This window comes from Wolbachia endosymbiont (group B) of Villa cingulata (genome assembly GCF_964028285.1).
Classification (GTDB): Bacteria; Pseudomonadota; Alphaproteobacteria; order Rickettsiales; family Anaplasmataceae; genus Wolbachia.
On record NZ_OZ034766.1, the window covers coordinates 228,055 to 245,988 of the forward strand.

The 17,934-nt window shown below is 34.3% G+C and carries 20 protein-coding genes and 1 pseudogene; 4 read left to right on the forward strand and 17 right to left on the reverse strand.

The window, feature by feature from the left end:
• Positions 1-30 precede the first annotated feature (30 nt).
• Together tnpC and ABWU52_RS01255 are read right to left on the reverse strand one after the other, a co-directional pair.
• On the reverse strand, positions 31-1,386 hold the full coding sequence (tnpC, locus tag ABWU52_RS01250) for an IS66 family transposase (protein WP_353277148.1): 1,356 nt from the start codon (positions 1,384-1,386) through the stop codon (positions 31-33).
• A gap of 31 nt (positions 1,387-1,417) precedes the next feature.
• Positions 1,418-1,750: an ankyrin repeat domain-containing protein gene (locus ABWU52_RS01255; RefSeq protein ID WP_353277150.1), complete on the reverse strand. Its 333-nt coding sequence runs from the start codon at positions 1,748-1,750 to the stop codon at positions 1,418-1,420.
• A gap of 130 nt (positions 1,751-1,880) precedes the next feature.
• On the opposite strand from ABWU52_RS01255, the gene ABWU52_RS01260 reads away from it, so the two are divergent.
• Positions 1,881-4,661, forward strand: coding sequence for an ankyrin repeat domain-containing protein (locus ABWU52_RS01260; RefSeq protein WP_353277152.1), 2,781 nt, complete (start codon positions 1,881-1,883; stop codon positions 4,659-4,661).
• A 219-nt stretch (positions 4,662-4,880) separates the two neighbouring features.
• Here ABWU52_RS01260 and ABWU52_RS01265 read toward each other — a convergent pair whose 3' ends face one another.
• The 8 genes and pseudogenes from ABWU52_RS01265 to ABWU52_RS01295 all read right to left on the reverse strand — a co-directional run bounded on the left by ABWU52_RS01265 (position 4,881) and on the right by ABWU52_RS01295 (position 7,914).
• Positions 4,881-5,045 (reverse strand): hypothetical protein, encoded by a 165-nt coding sequence (locus ABWU52_RS01265; RefSeq protein ID WP_353277153.1) that lies wholly within the window; start codon positions 5,043-5,045, stop codon positions 4,881-4,883.
• Between the two features lie 68 nt (positions 5,046-5,113).
• A pseudogene (locus ABWU52_RS07295) lies at positions 5,114-5,233 on the reverse strand (recombinase); the annotation flags it as partial.
• A 50-nt stretch (positions 5,234-5,283) separates the two neighbouring features.
• On the reverse strand, positions 5,284-5,460 hold the full coding sequence (locus ABWU52_RS01270; RefSeq protein WP_007552506.1) for a hypothetical protein: 177 nt from the start codon (positions 5,458-5,460) through the stop codon (positions 5,284-5,286).
• 59 nt (positions 5,461-5,519) lie between these two features.
• Entirely contained in the window at positions 5,520-5,729 is a 210-nt protein-coding gene (locus tag ABWU52_RS01275; protein WP_353277675.1) for an ankyrin repeat domain-containing protein, read from the reverse strand.
• A 3-nt stretch (positions 5,730-5,732) separates the two neighbouring features.
• Positions 5,733-5,873, reverse strand: coding sequence for a hypothetical protein (locus ABWU52_RS01280; protein ID WP_353277769.1), 141 nt, complete (start codon positions 5,871-5,873; stop codon positions 5,733-5,735).
• 281 nt (positions 5,874-6,154) lie between these two features.
• Positions 6,155-6,553: a helix-turn-helix domain-containing protein gene (locus tag ABWU52_RS01285; protein ID WP_353277155.1), complete on the reverse strand. Its 399-nt coding sequence runs from the start codon at positions 6,551-6,553 to the stop codon at positions 6,155-6,157.
• A gap of 40 nt (positions 6,554-6,593) precedes the next feature.
• On the reverse strand, positions 6,594-6,926 hold the full coding sequence (locus ABWU52_RS01290; protein ID WP_353277157.1) for a helix-turn-helix domain-containing protein: 333 nt from the start codon (positions 6,924-6,926) through the stop codon (positions 6,594-6,596).
• A 43-nt stretch (positions 6,927-6,969) separates the two neighbouring features.
• Positions 6,970-7,914, reverse strand: a complete 945-nt coding sequence (locus ABWU52_RS01295; RefSeq protein ID WP_353277159.1) for a hypothetical protein — start codon at positions 7,912-7,914, stop codon at positions 6,970-6,972.
• Positions 7,915-8,091: 177 nt separating this feature from the next.
• Here ABWU52_RS01295 and ABWU52_RS01300 point away from each other — a divergent pair, with 177 nt between their 5' ends.
• The gene (locus ABWU52_RS01300; protein WP_353277160.1) at positions 8,092-8,991 is read left to right on the forward strand and encodes a hypothetical protein; all 900 of its coding nucleotides are present in this window, start codon (positions 8,092-8,094) and stop codon (positions 8,989-8,991) included.
• A gap of 318 nt (positions 8,992-9,309) precedes the next feature.
• Here the strand turns inward: ABWU52_RS01300 and ABWU52_RS01305 are convergent, their stop codons facing one another.
• From ABWU52_RS01305 to ABWU52_RS01320, 4 genes are all read right to left on the reverse strand, one after another.
• Positions 9,310-9,675, reverse strand: a complete 366-nt coding sequence (locus ABWU52_RS01305; RefSeq protein WP_353277161.1) for a helix-turn-helix domain-containing protein — start codon at positions 9,673-9,675, stop codon at positions 9,310-9,312.
• Position 9,676: 1 nt separating this feature from the next.
• Positions 9,677-10,012: a helix-turn-helix domain-containing protein gene (locus ABWU52_RS01310; protein ID WP_143689034.1), complete on the reverse strand. Its 336-nt coding sequence runs from the start codon at positions 10,010-10,012 to the stop codon at positions 9,677-9,679.
• Positions 10,013-10,116: 104 nt separating this feature from the next.
• Positions 10,117-10,776 carry a RadC family protein gene (locus ABWU52_RS01315; RefSeq protein ID WP_353277163.1) on the reverse strand — a complete coding sequence of 220 codons (660 nt, stop codon included), beginning with the start codon at positions 10,774-10,776 and terminating at the stop codon, positions 10,117-10,119.
• An 84-nt stretch (positions 10,777-10,860) separates the two neighbouring features.
• The gene (locus ABWU52_RS01320; protein ID WP_353277165.1) at positions 10,861-10,983 is read right to left on the reverse strand and encodes a hypothetical protein; all 123 of its coding nucleotides are present in this window, start codon (positions 10,981-10,983) and stop codon (positions 10,861-10,863) included.
• 120 nt (positions 10,984-11,103) lie between these two features.
• Here ABWU52_RS01320 and ABWU52_RS01325 point away from each other — a divergent pair, with 120 nt between their 5' ends.
• Together ABWU52_RS01325 and ABWU52_RS01330 are read left to right on the forward strand one after the other, a co-directional pair.
• Positions 11,104-11,940 (forward strand): polysaccharide deacetylase family protein, encoded by an 837-nt coding sequence (locus ABWU52_RS01325; protein ID WP_353277167.1) that lies wholly within the window; start codon positions 11,104-11,106, stop codon positions 11,938-11,940.
• Positions 11,895-13,451 (forward strand): penicillin-binding transpeptidase domain-containing protein, encoded by a 1,557-nt coding sequence (locus tag ABWU52_RS01330; RefSeq protein WP_353277169.1) that lies wholly within the window; start codon positions 11,895-11,897, stop codon positions 13,449-13,451. The genes ABWU52_RS01325 and ABWU52_RS01330 overlap by 46 nt, the downstream gene beginning before the upstream one ends.
• A 100-nt stretch (positions 13,452-13,551) precedes the next feature.
• Here ABWU52_RS01330 and lon read toward each other — a convergent pair whose 3' ends face one another.
• From lon to clpP, 3 genes are read right to left on the reverse strand one after another with little or no spacing between them, the layout of a single operon-like run.
• Positions 13,552-16,008, reverse strand: a complete 2,457-nt coding sequence (gene lon, locus ABWU52_RS01335) for an endopeptidase La (RefSeq protein WP_353277171.1) — start codon at positions 16,006-16,008, stop codon at positions 13,552-13,554.
• A gap of 15 nt (positions 16,009-16,023) precedes the next feature.
• Positions 16,024-17,301, reverse strand: a complete 1,278-nt coding sequence (gene clpX, locus ABWU52_RS01340) for an ATP-dependent Clp protease ATP-binding subunit ClpX (protein WP_010406852.1) — start codon at positions 17,299-17,301, stop codon at positions 16,024-16,026.
• Positions 17,301-17,927: an ATP-dependent Clp endopeptidase proteolytic subunit ClpP gene (gene clpP / locus ABWU52_RS01345; protein WP_007301999.1), complete on the reverse strand. Its 627-nt coding sequence runs from the start codon at positions 17,925-17,927 to the stop codon at positions 17,301-17,303. The genes clpX and clpP overlap by 1 nt, the downstream gene beginning before the upstream one ends.
• Positions 17,928-17,934 lie beyond the last annotated feature (7 nt).

Sequence of the window (17,934 nt, forward strand, 5' to 3'; positions counted from 1 at the left end):
CGTTCACGGATTGTGAGAATGAATAAAGAACTAAGCAGTGACAGCTAGTAGATTCTGTAGCTTTTGAAAGGGGTTTTGGCCATTTAGACGTGATGTCAAAAATATTGACAACATTCTTTCCACGAATCTTTCCCCACGTTTTGACCAGGTGAAAAAGCTGTTTTTACGATAAATTACGTACCGTCTAATTTGCCGTTCTGCAAGGTTGTTGGTTGTTTCTATCACTTCAGGTTTTCTTAAAAACTTCCACATCATATCCTCAGACCGTAACATCTTAGCGGCCATTCTTGAAGCTTGAGTGCTATTTACAACCCTCGTCATTTTACGCAAAAAATGTTTTACCCTTTTCCGAATTTTTCGCATCAGTCGATAAAATCTCAAATTATCTATCGAATTGTGTTTTTTTGCCTTGTCTACTACAAACACCTTATTGCTGAGCGATTTTAGTGCTTGGCCAATTTTGCTCACTTCAACATTTTTACTATGGGCAAATCTCTCAAAATCTCTTGCCAAATGTGCCCAACATATCTGTCTATTTTCACGATTGAAGTAATTGTATACAGCGTATCTATTGCTCACAACTATACCATCATATTCTGGCAGTAAACTCTTCAACACCTTCTTACCACGAGACTCGCTTACCTTCAGAAGTGTCAACGCTTTGTTCGTTATTACCCAACTCCAGCCTCTCTTTCCTTGATTTCTGTGTCCTGTTTCGTCTATATGCAAATATTCGCTTCCTTGTAACTCTTCCTTCATTTTCTCATATTCAGATGCACACTTCTTCGATGCCCTGCGTTCAGTATTTGAGACTAAACCAAGGCTTATATTTAGATTAAAAATACTGCCTAAAATTTGCTGTACCTCTCTTTTTGAGTTAATAAAAAAGCCGCTAAGGCTGCTTATAATTGTTTTAGCATTAGATCCTAGAAGATCTCTTGCAACACCTTCGGGTAAATTTGCTGTAATTCTTTTATTACATACTCTACAATGTCCTCTTTGCAATCTGTACTCAGTTACAGTTGGCTTAATTTCTGGCAATTCTGCCTTCTGATGAATAATTTCATCTTCTAAAGTAACCTTACCTCCACACATACAAATCGTATCAATTGTGCAGCTCACTACCTCGTCTGCAGCCATTAATTCACGCTTATGCCCCTTATGTCCTGGCTGACCTCCTGGTTTTTTATCACTTTTCTTTTTTGCTTTCTTACGATATATATCTCGTGATGGTGGCAGCGATGAATTTTGCGAATTTAAGCCCAATTTGTCTTCTAATTCAACTATTTTTGCTTTCAAGCTGTCATTTTCTCTGATCAGCGCTTTTATTTCTTCCTTGAGATTAGCGTTTTCTGCTACAATCTTTTCTTGCAGCACTTTTGTCATTTACCCATTCCATATTTAGCTTCCTATTTCTTTACACTTTTATATTTACTTTGTAAATCACCTTATCTCTGTGAACGATTACGGAAATTCTTGGCTTTTTAGAAGAACTAATTTCTGGCTTGTTTTCTCCAGTATTTGCCCTTTTTAGAAGTGAAGCTCTGCCTAATTCTTGAATAATACCTTCGTTATTAAGACTTTTAGCAATATCTAGTGGCATTTTACCTTTACTATTCTTGATTTGTATTGCTCCATTTTTGACAAGCAGCTTAACTACTTTAGGTTCCTGTTTGCGAACAGCCGCATGTAACGGTGTATTTAACTCATAATTAGCGTCCTGAAAATTAATGTTCGCTCCTTTCTTCAAAAGATCTTCAATGTCGTTTGATTTTTATTTTTCTGAGGTGCTACTCTTAACAATTTTTATCAACTCCTCATTAAGATTGGCTTGACTCATATTATATATTGTACATAATATATCAAGCTAGGAGGAAAGTATGGTTATTGTTGAAGCTATCAAAGGGCAAAGTAAACAAGCGAGCAAAAAGCTAGAAGAGAAATTAAGTCCTGGACAAGAGTGGTCAGAAACAGACAAACTATTGGATGAAGAGTACGAGTTAATTAAAAAATATTTATGGGTTCCATCTGAATTAAATGGAGGTAGATCTCTAGTTGATGGTCAATGTTCATTTGAGGAGCTGGTGTGTATATGGCTTGCTCATACAACAAATTTGAACGAGAATCAAAAAAAGTTAAATAAAGAATTACTAAAAACTCTTAAGGGTATAGGTTCTTATCTTCATGAGTACGATACTAAAAAACTTGAAAATTTTTTAAAAAATAACAAGGACGATCAAGATTTAAAAGTTGTTCTTAACCTTAAAAGGGGAGAGTCAGGATTAACGTTATTGCATGCTGCTTCAAGACTCAATGATGATCAGAGCGGTCCTACTTTAGTCAATTTACTTCTACAAGCAGGGGCTGATCCTAATATAGAAAGCAATGAAGGGAAAACACCTTTACATTATGCTGCTGATAGTAACTATAGGTATCTCACTATAAATCTACTCTTGGAGGGAAAAGCTGATCCTAACATACGGGACAATAAACGAAAAACCCCATTACAAACTGCTATTGATAATAATAACTGCCACATTTTAGAATGCTTCTTAACTGACAATCAGAAAAAGTTGAGTAAAGAGCTGTATGATATGCTTTTAGGTATACTCTCGCCTGAAGATTATAAAAAACCTCATGTTATAGGTGAAGTTTTTAATCGTCAGGCTATTGAAAATTTAGGCAAGTTTCTGGATAAACATAAGAATAGTCGGGATCTCAAAATGATTTTCATTGTTCAGGATAGAGTAGGTATGTCAAAAGTACTTAGTTATGCTAGAGCTACTTGCAAAGAAGCAGTGGATTTACTTCTAAAGGCAGGAGCAACTGATCCTAAAAAAGATGCAAATATGTGCAATAAGAAGAAAAAGTGTTTGCTTCCACCTAGGACTTTATGGAGTATCCCAAACCAACAGATAGTGCTAGGTGGATTTTTAAATGACATATCTCAAGTTGAAAGTATGGATCAACTGGAAAAAGTTGTAGATAGAGCTATAGATTTCGGAGTAATGTTAAATTTCGCTAAAAAATCTTCTCAAGGTGAAAAGTACAACTTTACAGATTATGTAATAAAAGAAATTAGTAGATTAGAAAAGAATCCTAAAGTTGCAAGTGATATAGTATGTAAGTTGGTATCGTGGGGAGCAGCGTGCTATACTAAAAACAGTATAGATGTAATTGGCGAACTGGAATTAGAATTTAAAGATCACAAAGCTAATATGATAAAAGCTCATGAAAAGTATGTTAATTGTACTCAGAAATTCCTGAAAATCGCAAAAAATGCGACCAACGGCAAGTTAAATCGTGCAAAAATGGATAACGCTACTTTTTACTTAGAATATTCAGAGGACAGTACAATAGATGTTGCACAAATTACAGATGGAACAAGGGATTTAGGGCTAACCCATGGAGATGTAAAGTGTGGAAGAAATATAGTAAAGATCGGTAATAGTGAAGTAGAGATTATCACAAAAGATGGTGTAAGGAATTACACAGATCTTACAGAAGGTGGTGATATAGTATTAACTTTCTATACCATTCAGGGGGAACTAGAGGTTAGGTTATATCCTGATACACAAAATAAAGATCTAATAAGAGTAGAGGTGAACGATCAAGATTTACTGGAGGAATTAAAAAATTGTAACGAAAAAATAGGTAAGAATTGCTTACTAGGGGGGTTACCAGTTGATCAAGCCATAGAACGAGGTTTCTTTACTAGATCAGGAAAACTTTGTCAATATTCCGAAACAGTTAGTTCAGCTGCTCAAACTGTAAATGAAAAGCAACAACTATTACAGGATTTACGCTATATTGAGTCTAATATTGTAAAAAAGGAGAAGAATTTTGACATAAAAACTCACCTGGTAGAAATCTTTAAAACTTTATCTAGATTCTGTGAAGAAAAAGGGGATATTTCTAAAACAGACTTAGCTAAAGCAGCAGAAAAGGAAAGTAAAAAATTGGGGTTAGAAGGTAAATATAACTGGAGTAAGATTTTTGGTTTAGAGAAAGGAGTTATTGAAAAAGCAGAAAAACAAGGTGATAAAGAACAAAAATCAAACATACCTGATAATTTCTATTTAGGACAAGCAATTGAAGATGGAAACTGTTTTTTTGATTCGTTTAGACAAGAACTAGAACAACAATTAGGAATAAAAGCTACTGTTGAGCAATTGCGACAATATTGTAAAGAGTTTGCACGAAATAACCCACCAGAATGGTTCATAAATGCTATTACTAACAGTCATGATAATAATGGCGTGGTGCGTAGGGAAACTCCAGATTTTTATGCAAAAAATATTCTAAATAACAATAGATGGGGTGATCCTGAGGTTGAAGGTAGAATACTTTGCGGAAAGTATGGTGTAAAATTGCATGTTGTAGAGAGTAATCCATTACATGCTACTGATGAACAACAAGATCCATCCTTGCATCAACTAATAGATAGTTTAGGATCAAGAAGTACAGGTGAGTATAATATGATAGATTATGATGACAATAATGTCTTACATATAGTAAATAAGGGACATGATCATTTTGAACCACTGTTTAATAGTAATAAAATCTTGGCAAAATGCTATTCAAGCTTACCAAGGTGTAGTATGGACGAGTTAAAGATAGAATCTCACCAACATAAGTCACTACTTGTAAGTGGATCATAGCTCCGTATATGACTTGTTACACAGCAATGATGGAGGAAGTTTATTTAGATGGTTAAAAAAGAATTTACTTAGCACTTATGAATTTTCAAGTACGCTTTCAGGTTCAAAGGAAGCTGTAGATTAGTCCACATGTACTACTTTCTCGAGTTGTATGCTGGGATTTAGAGTATTGTACGTTGCATTTTTCGATTTCTATAGAATTTTTCCCCAGATCTATTATTAAAATGTGCAGCTAAAATTCGATACATTTTCTGCCATTGTCGTATCTAGCATGCTAAAATCTTCGTCATTTATATTGATATTTTTGCATAATTGAGTGTCAGCTTTTATAACATTGATTTGCTTTTTTACATCAATCTTGACTTCCTCAACATCTTTTGGCATGGCCCTTCGTATCAGCTCCTTCTGGCACGTACTCTTTCTGTTACTTTTGTAAATTAAGACGCCATTCCTTACAATTTTTCCATCTGCTCACTCCACAACACCGGTATTTCCCTCAAATCAGCTAACCTCAAGCCACTTGGGTGTCTCCCATTTACTGTATCTTCTTTAATCTTTGGTGCTAAATAATTTCACCTTTTCTTTCCCTATTAAGAACTTCACAAACTCAAGATTTTCATGGTTATAACTGACAGCATGGTGCACAGCCATCTTCTCGACGTACATAATTAACATTAGCCCCTTTATCAAGTTGAGCTTCTACTCCACTGCGGTCTTTTCTCTTGACAGCATCAAGAAGTAATTCATTTCTTAGTAAACTTTCAACTTCTTCATGTCCTCCATCATTTGCAAGTTCCAATGGTGATCTATTATTGGAATTTTTAATATCAATTCTTGCTCCTTTTTCTATGAGAAACTCTACAGCTGATAAATGTCCTTCCTTGGCAGCATAGTAGACTGATCTGTGGTTTTAGAATTAATAAATGATTCTTGTTGTTGCTTTTCTATTAGAAGCTTTACAATCCCTAGATATCCTTTATTGGTAGCATAATGCAAAGGAGTCCAATTGTTTTTACCTTTTGTACCAACTTCTACTCCCTTATTAAGAGAAAACTTTACAATATCGATATTTCAAAAATCAGCTGCAATATGAATAGGCTTGTTTTCGTCATTAGTTTTAGTGTTAAAACCTACACCTTTATTATTTACTAAAAATTTTGTTACTTCTAAGCTATCAAACTTAGCTGGATGGTGCACAGCCATCTTGACCAAAAAATCATCCCCCTATCGCGTTCTTATCATTATGCCTTATACCCTGTATTACACCTTCAGATATAGTCATTTCTAACCTCCAACATCCTTGCTAATAAACCCTTACTAAAACTGCTGAAAAGACTTTATAAGTTAATATTCTAAATCTCAATATTTTATGGTGCAAGTTTTTATTTTTAAAACATTATACTTTGTGTAGGGTATAACTACACGCATCAAAGTTAAAGAAAATCGAAAGCAAAATGATGAAGAAAATGAAAGTTTAAGTTTTATTCAACAAGTCAAGGAGAGAATTTACCCATTTGTGCTTTAAAGCCTGTGTTAGCAAGAGCCTTAATCACTAAATGAACAATGTCACGCAAAGTTTCATCTTGAATTTTTCTATACTCTCTTACTAATCTTGATATTTCTTCGCTGCCCACATCGCTACGGAAGGCTTTATCATGCAAGTCTTCAGAGGCTTTGGTAAAAAAATATGACATATCAACAGACAAAGCTTCTGCTAAATTATACAATCTATCAACTACAAGCCTTACCTCTCCAGTTTCATATCCTTGTATATGCTGAAATGAAATTCCAAGCTTTTTTCCTAAATCTCTTTGAGTAAAGCCACACATTAACCTTCTTTTCCTTATTCTTTCACCTATTTGTTTATCAATAGGGTACTGTTCAGCTTGCACAATCGTTTATTAACATCTTAATTTATATATCAAAGCAATACTAACTCTCATTGTAATTTTGAGAAAAAGATTTTACTAATATATAAACCGCACTACGTAACCTTTTGCTCTTAATCTCATTATATCCTTTGACTAGCTTTAACACCTCTTCATCGTAAACTTCATGTGAGCCGGCATGCACATCAGTAAAAAAGTTAGCAACATCAATCGATAGGGCTTTTGCTAAATCATATAATCTACTAGCCAAAACACAATTTGAGCCATTTTCGTACCTTTGTATCTGTCTATATGAGACACCTATTCTTTTTCCCAATTCGGTCTGCGTTAAACCATGATCTAGCCTTAATTGTTTTATCTTTTTACCTAATTGCACTTTTCACCTCTTGTTCAAATTTACAACAAATTTTATGAAAAAGCTAGCAAAGTAATTGCTTTAATAATTTCTGCCTCTTGCTAATTAAATCGTTTGGTCTTATGTATTTTTTCTCAATCTCCCTCATCTCTTTTTCTCGTTCTGCAATGCTATTTCGTGTTACTTCAGCAGAATATCTACTTTTGCCACTTGCAAACTCCGATCTTAATCTCCTTACCTTATATTCGAGCTCAGCAAATTTTTCATGCTGCTCGAGAAGTTCTATCATGTGACTGATTTTAGAACTTAACTTTTCTTCCTTAACATCTTTCATAATAAAAGAAAGCAGAAGCTTATCTATTTGGTAATCAATATTTGGTTGAACAGCAAATAGATCGATTATGGCCTTTACGTCAGTAGGATTTGCAACTAATAAGTTAAAATTACCACATAAAAAGCTATAGAGCTTTATCGTCTTTACAAGATAATTTTTCATATCTTGTGATAATCGCAATTCTTTGTGAATTCCTGATAACAATATTTTTAATTCTTCCAAGTATTTCGTGTCAAAATTACTTACTTCTTCAGGTAGAAGAATCATGAGCAGCTTTTTTACGAGCTCAACATCATTTGATTTTACTGCATTATAAAGAGCTTTTTCTTTATCTTCTTTTAAATTATAAAGTTCTGATGAGTTATCTATGCTGAACAGATATTCAGTATTTCCCTGAGGAAAGTAGATTAAAATGTCCACTTCTCTTAGCGGGTGATCATCATTAAACTTTTCTAGTAACTGCTTATCAGTGGTTTTCTCTATTGCTACAGCAGCTTTACTGATCTTTTTCAGTTCAGAAACATTATCTCTTGAATTTTCAAGTATGTCTTTAGCCTTGTCTAGCAGCTGCTCATATAGAATTATTTTTTCCTCGTTATCAAGTAGCTGGCAATGCTTCTTCAACTTTTCAGTGGAGTAAGACAGGAGATCCATTTCTTTCAACTTTACAATCACAATACCCCATTTTTGTTGAAACTGAAATAATTTTTACAAGATATGTTTTTGTAGTGTAAGTACCCGTTAAATTTGTTATTATAATTTACAGTAAATCAATAAGTCGTATAACGTTAACAATTAAATAACATTTATCACGATATGATTGAATGTTAATAAGATTAAGTGAGGGTTACAATGAAAAAGATAAAAAGTAAAAAATTGTCTAGTAAAATGTTAAAAGCGGTAGAGCGAATAGCAAAAGAAGGGTTATTACCTAATTTTATAAAAGCTGTTCCAACAGCAAATAAAAAGATTAGTAAATTACCTGTATTGGAATATCCTGAAGAGCTCAATCCATTTCGATCAGCTTTATGCAAGATAAGGCTAAGTGAATATGAAAATATGAAACTAAATGAATTTTTGGAGAAAACCATTGCAGCTAGAAATGTAAACGAGTTAAGTAAAGTTATCGATGAAGCTTTGGACTTAGGGATAAGAATAAATGCTTGCAACAAAGATGGCTTTAGCCTTGCTAACGTTACAATGTTTAAGATGTATCGTGATGAGTTCAAAGGAAATAAACAAGAAGATATAATCAGGAAGTTAGCCTTAAATGGAGCAGATTTTAATGTACAAGTTGATAAGAAAATAACTGAAATTCATCAAAAGGTACAAAAAGAAATTGAGCCACAAATATATAGTAGGCTCAAAAAACTCAGGGAAGTTGGAGAGAACGCTACTATAGAAGGAACTGTTGAAAATGTAGAAATCGATAATAAGACCTTCTATATGGAATTTTCGCATAGCTGCATAGTTGATGTTGCAAAAGTTGTAGAAGGTGCAAAAAATTTGGGTCTAAGCAAAGGAGATTTAAATCTCGGTGGCAATATTATAAAAATAGGTGACGGTGAAGTTGAAGTAAAAACTGGGAAGGACGGCAAAAGAAATTACGTGGATATATCCGATAACAGCGCTTTTACAGTAACACTTTGCACTAGCCTAGGAGAACTAAATTTAATGGTATATCATGACACAGAAGACTATCATCAAGTACAAATTGAGGTAGAAGATGAAGAAATGTGGAATGAGTTGTAAAAAATAGGAGAAATCATAGGACAAGGTTGTTTATTTGGTGGAATGTCTGTTAAAGAAGTAGTGGAAAAAGGCAGCTTTACTAGATGTGGAAGGTGGGGAGACCAAAATTCTAAAAGTAGTGAGACCTTTTCTTGGGTGAGTAAATTAAAAGACAACAAAACGACATCCGTAGGGCGTTCTTGATCGGAGGCTATGTTTTTACATAGCCTTAGCTATTGCGAAGTAAAGTAGTTTTTAACATTCAATCAAGTTTACCATAAATAATTTACTTTAACCAATAATTTTCTTGTAAAGGTGAGTTGGAAATACACTTAGGCATTAGTACTTATTGGCAAGCGCTTTTATTACTGAATGAACTATATTACACAATATTTCATCTTTAATTTTTCTATATTCTCTTACTAATCTTGATATTTCTTTGCTGCCTACATCGCTACGGAAGGCATTATCATGCAAGTCTTCAGAGGCTTTGGTAAAAAAATATGACATATCAACGGACAAAGCTTCTGCCAAATTGTACAGCCTATCAACTATAAGCCTTACCTCTCCAGTTTCATATCCTTGTATATGCTGAAATGAAATTCCAAGCTTTTTTCCTAAGTCCCTTTGGCTAAAACCACACATTAGCCTTCTTTTCCTTATTCTTTCACCTATTTGCTTATCGATAGGATGTTGTATGGTCATTTTACGTATCAGATAATATACTTTGAGAAAAAGATTTTACCAATATATAAACTACACTACGTAACCTTTTGCTCTTAATTTCGTTATATCCTTTGACTAGTTTTAGTATTTCTTCATCATAAGCTTCATGTGAGTCAGTATGCATACCAGTAAAGAAATCAGCAACATCAATTGATAGGGCTTTTGCTAAGTCATATAGCCTACTGGCTAAAATGCAATTTGAACCATTTTCGTACCTTTGTATCTGTCTATATGAAACGCCTATTCTTTTTCCTAATTCAGTTTGTGTCAAACCACAGTATAACCTAAGTTCCTTTATTTTTTTGCCTAATTCCACCTTTCATTACTAATTTTAGCTGTTCAAGCTTACATTGAATTTTGTAATTTATGAAGTAGAAAAAAAAGAAGGAGAGCTAGAGAACTCTCCCTCCGGTCTATAGGTTACAATAAACCACTGTCATAAAAACTAAAGTGGCTCTTCTGTGTTACAATTATATGATCTATCAATTTCATTCCTACATTTTCACAGGTTGCAGCTAATGTAAGTGTGTTATCCTCATCCTCCTTTGACGGTTCTATATCTCCACTTGGATGATTATGTGAAATTGCAACAGATGCTGCGTCAATCAGTAATCCCTGTTTTATTATTTCCCTCACATATAGAGGTACTCTGTCTATAGTTCCACAATCTTGAATATACTCATATATTAAATGACCACTTCGATCTAAGTATACCACTCGTAAGCTTTCCTTTCGTGACTGCCCTATTGCTGCTTTAAAGTATTTTAATAGCTCTTCTCTATTATCAAGAATCGACAGCTTTTTTAACTTACCTTTCAATATCCTATCGAAAATCTCTTTCAGGCAAAAGATACTTGCTATTGCTCCATCGTTCATTCCTGTAACATTTTTTAGCTCATGAAAATCAGCATTAATTATCCTTCCTAAACTACTAAAAAGCTCCATTAGCCTTTTGGCGACTTCTCTTCCTTCTGTACACGCGGATAGATTACGTTCCAGTAGCTCATGGTCAAGTAAAGACCTACCTCTACTTGATAGAATACGAGTTTCTAATTTCTCTTTTCTCTCACTATTATTCATAAAAACCTCCAAGATCAACATTATATACAAATTCAGCGCCAGCTTTCTGACGCAGTAGTTCTCGAGGAATAACCCTTTTGAACTCTAAATTTGCAATGTTGTCCTTGTTGCTTTAAAAGCTGGAATACCATTTGCCATGTGAATTTGTGCATTAACATTTACTGTGCTGGTTCCCTGAAGTGCACCGGTATTTATATTTGCAATCATACTATATTATATAAAGTTATTAATATAATATATTGACAAAGTAACGAAGTAAACAGTAGCTGTTAAAAGTGGTTTAATTTAGCAAAAAAGTGTAGTACTCTATCACTTTGCTGATTATATATGTTTATAAGAATAATCGCTTTTCTTTTGCTATATTCAAGCGCAGTTTTCTGTAGTGATTGTAACTTTAACTTACCATATCGTGGGCTCAGTTGTAATTTGGATCTATCATATAGAAATTTAAGTAATATAAAGAAATTATTGAATAACAAAGATAAGTTTGTTGCACTTACGTTTGATGATGGACCGTCTTATAATAGAGCAGGAGATATTATTAATATTCTGGAGAGCAATAAAACAAAAGCGACATTTTTTGTGCTTGGTGAGCGTATAAATAAAAAAACATCTGAAATAGTAAACAAAATCCATAAAGCAGGTCATGAATTAGGTAATCATTCTTGGTCGCATAGGAAGTTGACATCACTTTCAAGTGAGGAGCAATTGCAAGAACTGGAAAAGACAAATGTGGCAATTAAAAATGCAACAGAACAGAATGTAAAATGGTTTCGTCCACCATATGGATGTCACAATGATAATTTGGTCGAAAATACTAATCGATTAAATATGTGTTCCATACTATGGACAGTTGATTCTCTGGACTGGCAAGGCGATAAATCAGAGATTCTGGTTGAAAGAGTTTTGAGCAATGTACATAATGGAGCGATTATATTGTTCCATGATCACGATAACAAATCAAATACAGTTGAAGCTTTACCTCAGATTATTAAAATACTAAAAAAATGGGGTTATGAGCTTGTTACCTTAAGTGATTGGGAAAAGAGGATTTGTGATGTGGTGAAAGCTAGAAATATGCCAATAAAAGGAGAAGGAGTGCATTCTAAAGGAATTCTATGTGGACAAAAAACAAGGTCTTCAACCGCAGGGCATTCATATTAGGTGGTATTCAGCTTACTATTTCTGCTATTTTTAGTTATAGGTTGTATACTTTACAAGTACGAGATAGACAAAAATATGAAGTGCTATCCAATAATAATAGGATAAAAGTTGTTACTATTGTGCCTAAACGAGGCAGGATTTTGGATAGGAATAGTGTTGAACTCGCAGTAAACAAAATTTCGTATATTGTTTTATTTGATGGGCAAAAAACCTTTACTAGGGAGGTTGATTTGCAGATGTTATCAGAAATTAAACCTGATGCAACAAAATCATCAGATACAAAAATAACTGCTCTTTATAAACGTTATTACCCGTTTGGTTCGATATGTTCTCATATAATCGGATATACAAAAAGACAGCAAGACATAAATGAATCAGGGGTTAGTGGAATTGAATATACATATGATCATGTATTAAAAGGCAAGACCGGAAAATCTGAGCAGGAAATAAATTCTAAGAAGCGTATCATGAGAGAGTTATCTAGCATACCGCAGCAAGACGGACAAGATATACAGCTGACAATTGATGTTGATTTACAGAAGAAAATTGCAGAGATATTTAAAGACCACCAAGGTTCCACAGTGGTAATTGATGTAAATAACGGAGAAATTTTAGCATTATATAATTCACCTTCTTACGATAATAATCTTTTCACTAGCAGATTATCAAGTGAAACTTGGAAAAATTTAAACAATCCTTCATTGCCGCTTGTAAACCGTGCATTATCATATCAAATTCCACCTGGTTCAATATTTAAAATAATAGATGCGCTTGCGGGTTTAAAAGATGGAATAATAACACCAGAAGAAAAGTTCTCGTGTAGGGGCTATATGAAAATAGGTGAACGAAAATTTCGTTGCCTAAAAAGCAAAGTCCATGGATATGTATCTTTAAACGAGGCAATGTCCTTCTCATGCAACACTTACTTTTATAATATAGGAAAAAAAATAAATGTAGATTCTCTACTAGAAATGGCTAGCAAATTTGGTATAGGAAGTGGACCATTAATTGGAATGTTTAAGGAAGAAGCTCCGGGATTGTTGCCTGATGTGGATTGGCGTGCACGCAAGCTATATTCAGAGTGGTATTTAGGTGATACCATTAACTTAGTTATAGGACAAGGGTATTTACTTACAACACCACTACAGCTTGCGGTTCTTGCAGCGAGGGTTGCAACAGGAAAGGAGGTAATTCCCCACATTGAGATGAGTAAACCAGGGCAAGACTTTCTTGATATTGATGTGAATCATGAGCATCTTAGTGTGGTTCGAAAAGCTATGTTTGACGTGGTGAATTCTAACTATAGAAAAGGACTAGGCAGTATACAAATTGCTGGCAAAACCGGTACACCAGAGATAAACTCTAAAGGTGAAAGTCATAAATTGTTTATCGCTTATGGCCCCTACCATGATCCGCGCTATGCAATCTCAGTGTTTATAGAACATGGCAAAACTCCACGCCAAGATGTTGCAATTGCTAGTGAGATATTGCAATATATGCTTGAAAAATGAACTTATGAAATTGCCATATATGTTACTTGTAATTTATGTATTCAAATCAGAGCTTTAAGGTTAAAAAAAAAGAAACGAAAATTGCATAAACCTTTTCAATTTAGTGCTTTAATGTTTCTAACGCAGAGAAGGTACTATCTTTATTTTCTATGGAGGAAGGTAGACTATTTTGACTATCACCATCAATTGAAGTAATAGGGCGAGTTAAAGCAATTTTTATAACTTCATCAATATTCTTAACAAAAATTACGTTGATCCCTTCTTTAATATTTGCGGGAATCTCCTGCATATCTTTCTCATTTTCACTTGGTATAATCACAGTTTTGATTGATCCTCTTAGCGCAGCAAGCAATTTTTCTCTCAAGCCCCCGATAGCCAAAACTCTACCGCGCAATGTTACTTCGCCTGTCATAGCAACACTTTTGTTAACTGATATATTTGTCATGAGAGAAACAATAGACGTACATACTGCACTGCCAGCAGAGGGACCATCTTTTGGCACAGCACCTTCAGGTACATGCAAATGTATATCATTATTTTGGAATTTTTCGGGCTTTATACCGAAAAATAAACAATTTGATCGCACATAACTATACGCAGCTTTTATAGACTCTTGCATAACTTCTCCAAGCTTTCCTGTATATTTTATCTCCCCCTTACCAGGAATTAGGACTGACTCTATCATCAAAATATCACCACCTGTTTCAGTATAGGCAAGACCAGTTACTATCCCTACCAAACTCTCATTTTCTGCAATGCCAAAGGTATACTTACGTACCCCTAGATAATCTTGTAAATTACCAATCTCTACGGATATTTTATTATTTTTATCAGTTAATATTGCTTTAACTGCTTTTCTCATGAGTTTTGCAAGTTCCCTTTCCATGCTTCGCACGCCGCTTTCACGTGTATATAAACGTATCAACTCGTATAATGCTTCATTGGTTATTCCCCACTCCTTCTGATGCAAACCATGCTCTTTTTTTAATTTTGGAATAAGGTGATGTGTAGCAATACTGATCTTCTCGTCTTCGGTATACCCAGATAATTGTATAATTTCCATCCTATCACGCAAAGGATGCGGTAAATTTAAGCTATTTGCTGTGGCTACAAACATTACACTTGAAAGATCAAACTCAACTTCCAAGTAATGATCTGTAAAATGTTTATTGTGCTCAGTATCCAAAACCTCAAGTAATGCAGATGCAGGATCACCACGCGAATCAGAACCCATCTTATCTATTTCATCAAGAAGGAAAAGCGGGTTGCATGAATTAGCTTTTTTCATGTGTTGAATGATTTTACCAGGCATTGAGCCAATATAAGTTTTCCTGTGTCCTCGTATTTCAGACTCATCACGTATACCACCAAGAGATATGCGAACAAAATCTCTTCCTACTGCTTTTGCCATAGACTTAGCTAAAGAAGTTTTACCAACACCAGGTGGTCCAACTAAGCAAAGTATAGGACCTTTTATCTCTTTTACTCTCTTTAATACTGCTAAAAATTCTATTATTCTATCTTTTACTTTCTCTATGCCATAATGATTTTCATCTAAGATTTTTTTAGCCGCATTTAAGTTAATTTTTGCACCTTTGTACTTTCCCCATGGCAAATCAAGCAACCAATGCAAGTAACTAGATATAACTGTTGCTTCAGGAGAAATGGGATTCATTTTCTTATATCTCTTTAAGTCAGTTATGGCTTTCTCTTTTGCTTCCTCAGAAAGCTTTGTTTCATTTATCTTTTTTTCAAATTCATTGAGTATATTCCCTTCATCTCCATTTTCAAACTCACCTAATTCTTTCTGTATAGCTTTTAATTGCTCATTAAGGTAGTAAACTTTTTGAGTACTTTCAATCTGTGATTTAATTGTCTTATACAAGCGGTTTTGTGCACTCAAAATACTTATTTCTCTCTCAATAAGAGCAAAAACTTTTTTTAAACGCTCTTTTGGGTTATAAACTTCAAGTATGTTTTGCTTATCTGATACCTTTATATTTAAGTGCGAAGCTATCATATCTACAATTTGATTAACCTCTTTAACTTGATCAATGGGGTCAATAATAATCTCGGGCCGACTTTTCTTGCTTAGTTTACACCAATTGTCGAATGCATCTATAACAGAACGCCTTAAAGCTTCTAAATCAATATTATCTTCATTTTCTCCATACTCATAATGACCATCCAACGCTACTCTGGCCTCTAACAAAGTGTGAGAGCTAATATATTCTATAACTCTTCCCCTTCTTACCCCATGAATCATGACTTTTACTGCATTGTCAGGCAGTTTTATTAATGGTTGTATAATATTTGCTAACACGCCTACTTCATAAAGATTCTCTGGCTCTGGATTATCAATAGAACCATCTTTTTGTGCTATGAGAAAAATCTCGTTTTGGTGACTACTGCTACTTATTGCATACTCTAGTGCATGAACAGATTTTTCTCTACCTACGAATAAAGGCAACATTATATTTGGAAAAATTACTACATCTCTTAGAGGTAATACTGGTAATACAGTAGAATTAAAGTTTACAGCACGTCCAATACTCATAATATATGCCTCAAATTAATCATTAACCGTTATAACACTACCCTTATTATTATGATTAATCGTCGCTTTGCCTAATTCTACCATTTTCTTAGTAACCGTTATAGTGCTACCTTCAAAACCTCCGTTGCCGGATATATACATAACATCAAGCAAAAGTGACTCTAAGATAGCACGTAACATCCTTGCGCCTGTTTTATAGCTTATAGCTTTTTTAGCAATAGCTGATATTGCTTCATCTGAAAACTCAAGGTTTACTTTACTAAATGCAAGCAATGCTTTATATTGTTTTACTAGCGCATTTCTTGGCTCTGTCAACACATGTATTAAATCCTCGTGATCCAGCTCATCTAGAACAGCAGTTATTGGAACCCGTCCTACAAATTCGGGTATCAAACCGAATTTGATTAAGTCCTCAGGTTGAGCATCGCGTAAAGCATTTTTTTTCTTTTGTGCTTTAGACTGACTTATATCCGCCCCAAAGCCAACTGATGTTCCCTTTTTTCTTGCCTCAATAATTTTATTTAGGCCTTCAAAAGCTCCTCCACAAATAAATAGTATGTTACTAGTGTCTACTTGTATAAACTCTTGTTGCGGGTGTTTTCGCCCTCCTTGTGGAGGAACATAAGCAACCGTACCTTCCATGATTTTTAGTAGAGCTTGTTGGACCCCTTCACCTGAAACATCACGGGTTATTGAAGCGCTTTCAGACTTTCTTGTGATCTTGTCTATTTCATCGATAAACACTATACCATGCTGTGCCTTTGCAACATCATAATTTGCAGCTTGTAATAGACGTGACAACACGCTTTCTACATCATCACCTACATAACCTGCCTCAGTCAAAGTTGTCGCATCGGCCATAGCAAATGGCACATCTGAAACTTTAGCAAGTGTTTTTGCTAGCAAAGTCTTACCAGAACCAGTAGGGCCAATAAGCATTATATTTGACTTCTCAATTTCAATATCACTTATAGAATGAAGTTGCACCATGGATTGACAATGGTTATACATAGCCACAGATAAAACGTGTTGCGCATGTTCCTGACCTACAACATGCTTACTAAGAAAATTTTTTATATCTTCAGGTTTCTTTAGTAATAGCTTCATATCAGATATATGATCTGAATTAAAAGCTCTCTCTTTCTTTTGACTTATTGCTTTATGGGATAACTCTATGCATTCATTACAAATGAACACCTTTAAACCATCTGAAGAGTTAGTAATCAATTTATCTACTTCGTTTTGTGCCTTGTTACAAAAAGAACAGTAGTGTAAATCATTATTGTTATCCATTAAACTACCTTTTGTTTAACTTTAATATTTTCAATCTTCATATCTTTACGCTCAGCTATTACTCTGTCAATTAAGCCAGTTTTCATTGCTTCTTCAGGATCCATGAATTTATCTCTTTCCATCATTTCTTCAATTTTCTTTAGTGAATTTCCAGTATGTTTTTCATAAATTTGATTTAATTTTTTCTTAACTCGCAAAATTTCATTAGCATGTATTTCTATATCAGTTGCTTGCCCATGATAACCACCAGATGGCTGATGTATCATAATTCTTGAATGAGGTAGCGAGTAACGTTTACCCTCCGCACCAGCTGTAAGCAACAAAGAACCCATAGATGCAGCTTGACCTATACACAAAGTTGAAACGTCTGGATTTATATACTGCATTGTATCGTAGATCGACAAACCAGCAGTTACAACACCACCTGGTGAGTTAATATACATACAAATGTCTTTATCGGGATTTTCCGATTCTAAAAATAAAAGCTGTGCTACTATTACGCTGGCCATGTTGTCTTCAATAGGGCCAGTTACGAAAATTATTCTTTCTTTTACTAGCCTTGAATATATGTCATAAGCCCGCTCACCGCGACTAGTTTGTTCAACTACAATTGGTATAAGAGTCATACCTTTT

Bases quoted from the DNA above. Each gene is read 5' to 3' on its own strand.
- ABWU52_RS01325 (WP_353277167.1), top strand. From the start codon at position 11,104: ATGTTTATAAGAATAATCGCTTTTCTTTTGCTATATTCAAGCGCAGTT.
- ABWU52_RS01300 (WP_353277160.1), top strand. From the start codon at position 8,092: ATGAAAAAGATAAAAAGTAAAAAATTGTCTAGTAAAATGTTAAAAGCG.
- ABWU52_RS01265 (WP_353277153.1), bottom strand. From the start codon at position 5,045: ATGCCAAAAGATGTTGAGGAAGTCAAGATTGATGTAAAAAAGCAAATC.
- clpX (WP_010406852.1), bottom strand. From the start codon at position 17,301: ATGGATAACAATAATGATTTACACTACTGTTCTTTTTGTAACAAGGCA.
- lon (WP_353277171.1), bottom strand. From the start codon at position 16,008: ATGAGTATTGGACGTGCTGTAAACTTTAATTCTACTGTATTACCAGTA.
- ABWU52_RS01315 (WP_353277163.1), bottom strand. From the start codon at position 10,776: ATGAATAATAGTGAGAGAAAAGAGAAATTAGAAACTCGTATTCTATCA.
- clpP (WP_007301999.1), bottom strand. From the start codon at position 17,927: ATGACTCTTATACCAATTGTAGTTGAACAAACTAGTCGCGGTGAGCGG.
- ABWU52_RS01305 (WP_353277161.1), bottom strand. From the start codon at position 9,675: ATGACCATACAACATCCTATCGATAAGCAAATAGGTGAAAGAATAAGG.
- tnpC (WP_353277148.1), bottom strand. From the start codon at position 1,386: ATGACAAAAGTGCTGCAAGAAAAGATTGTAGCAGAAAACGCTAATCTC.
- ABWU52_RS01320 (WP_353277165.1), bottom strand. From the start codon at position 10,983: ATGATTGCAAATATAAATACCGGTGCACTTCAGGGAACCAGCACAGTA.
- ABWU52_RS01330 (WP_353277169.1), top strand. From the start codon at position 11,895: ATGTGGACAAAAAACAAGGTCTTCAACCGCAGGGCATTCATATTAGGT.
- ABWU52_RS01260 (WP_353277152.1), top strand. From the start codon at position 1,881: ATGGTTATTGTTGAAGCTATCAAAGGGCAAAGTAAACAAGCGAGCAAA.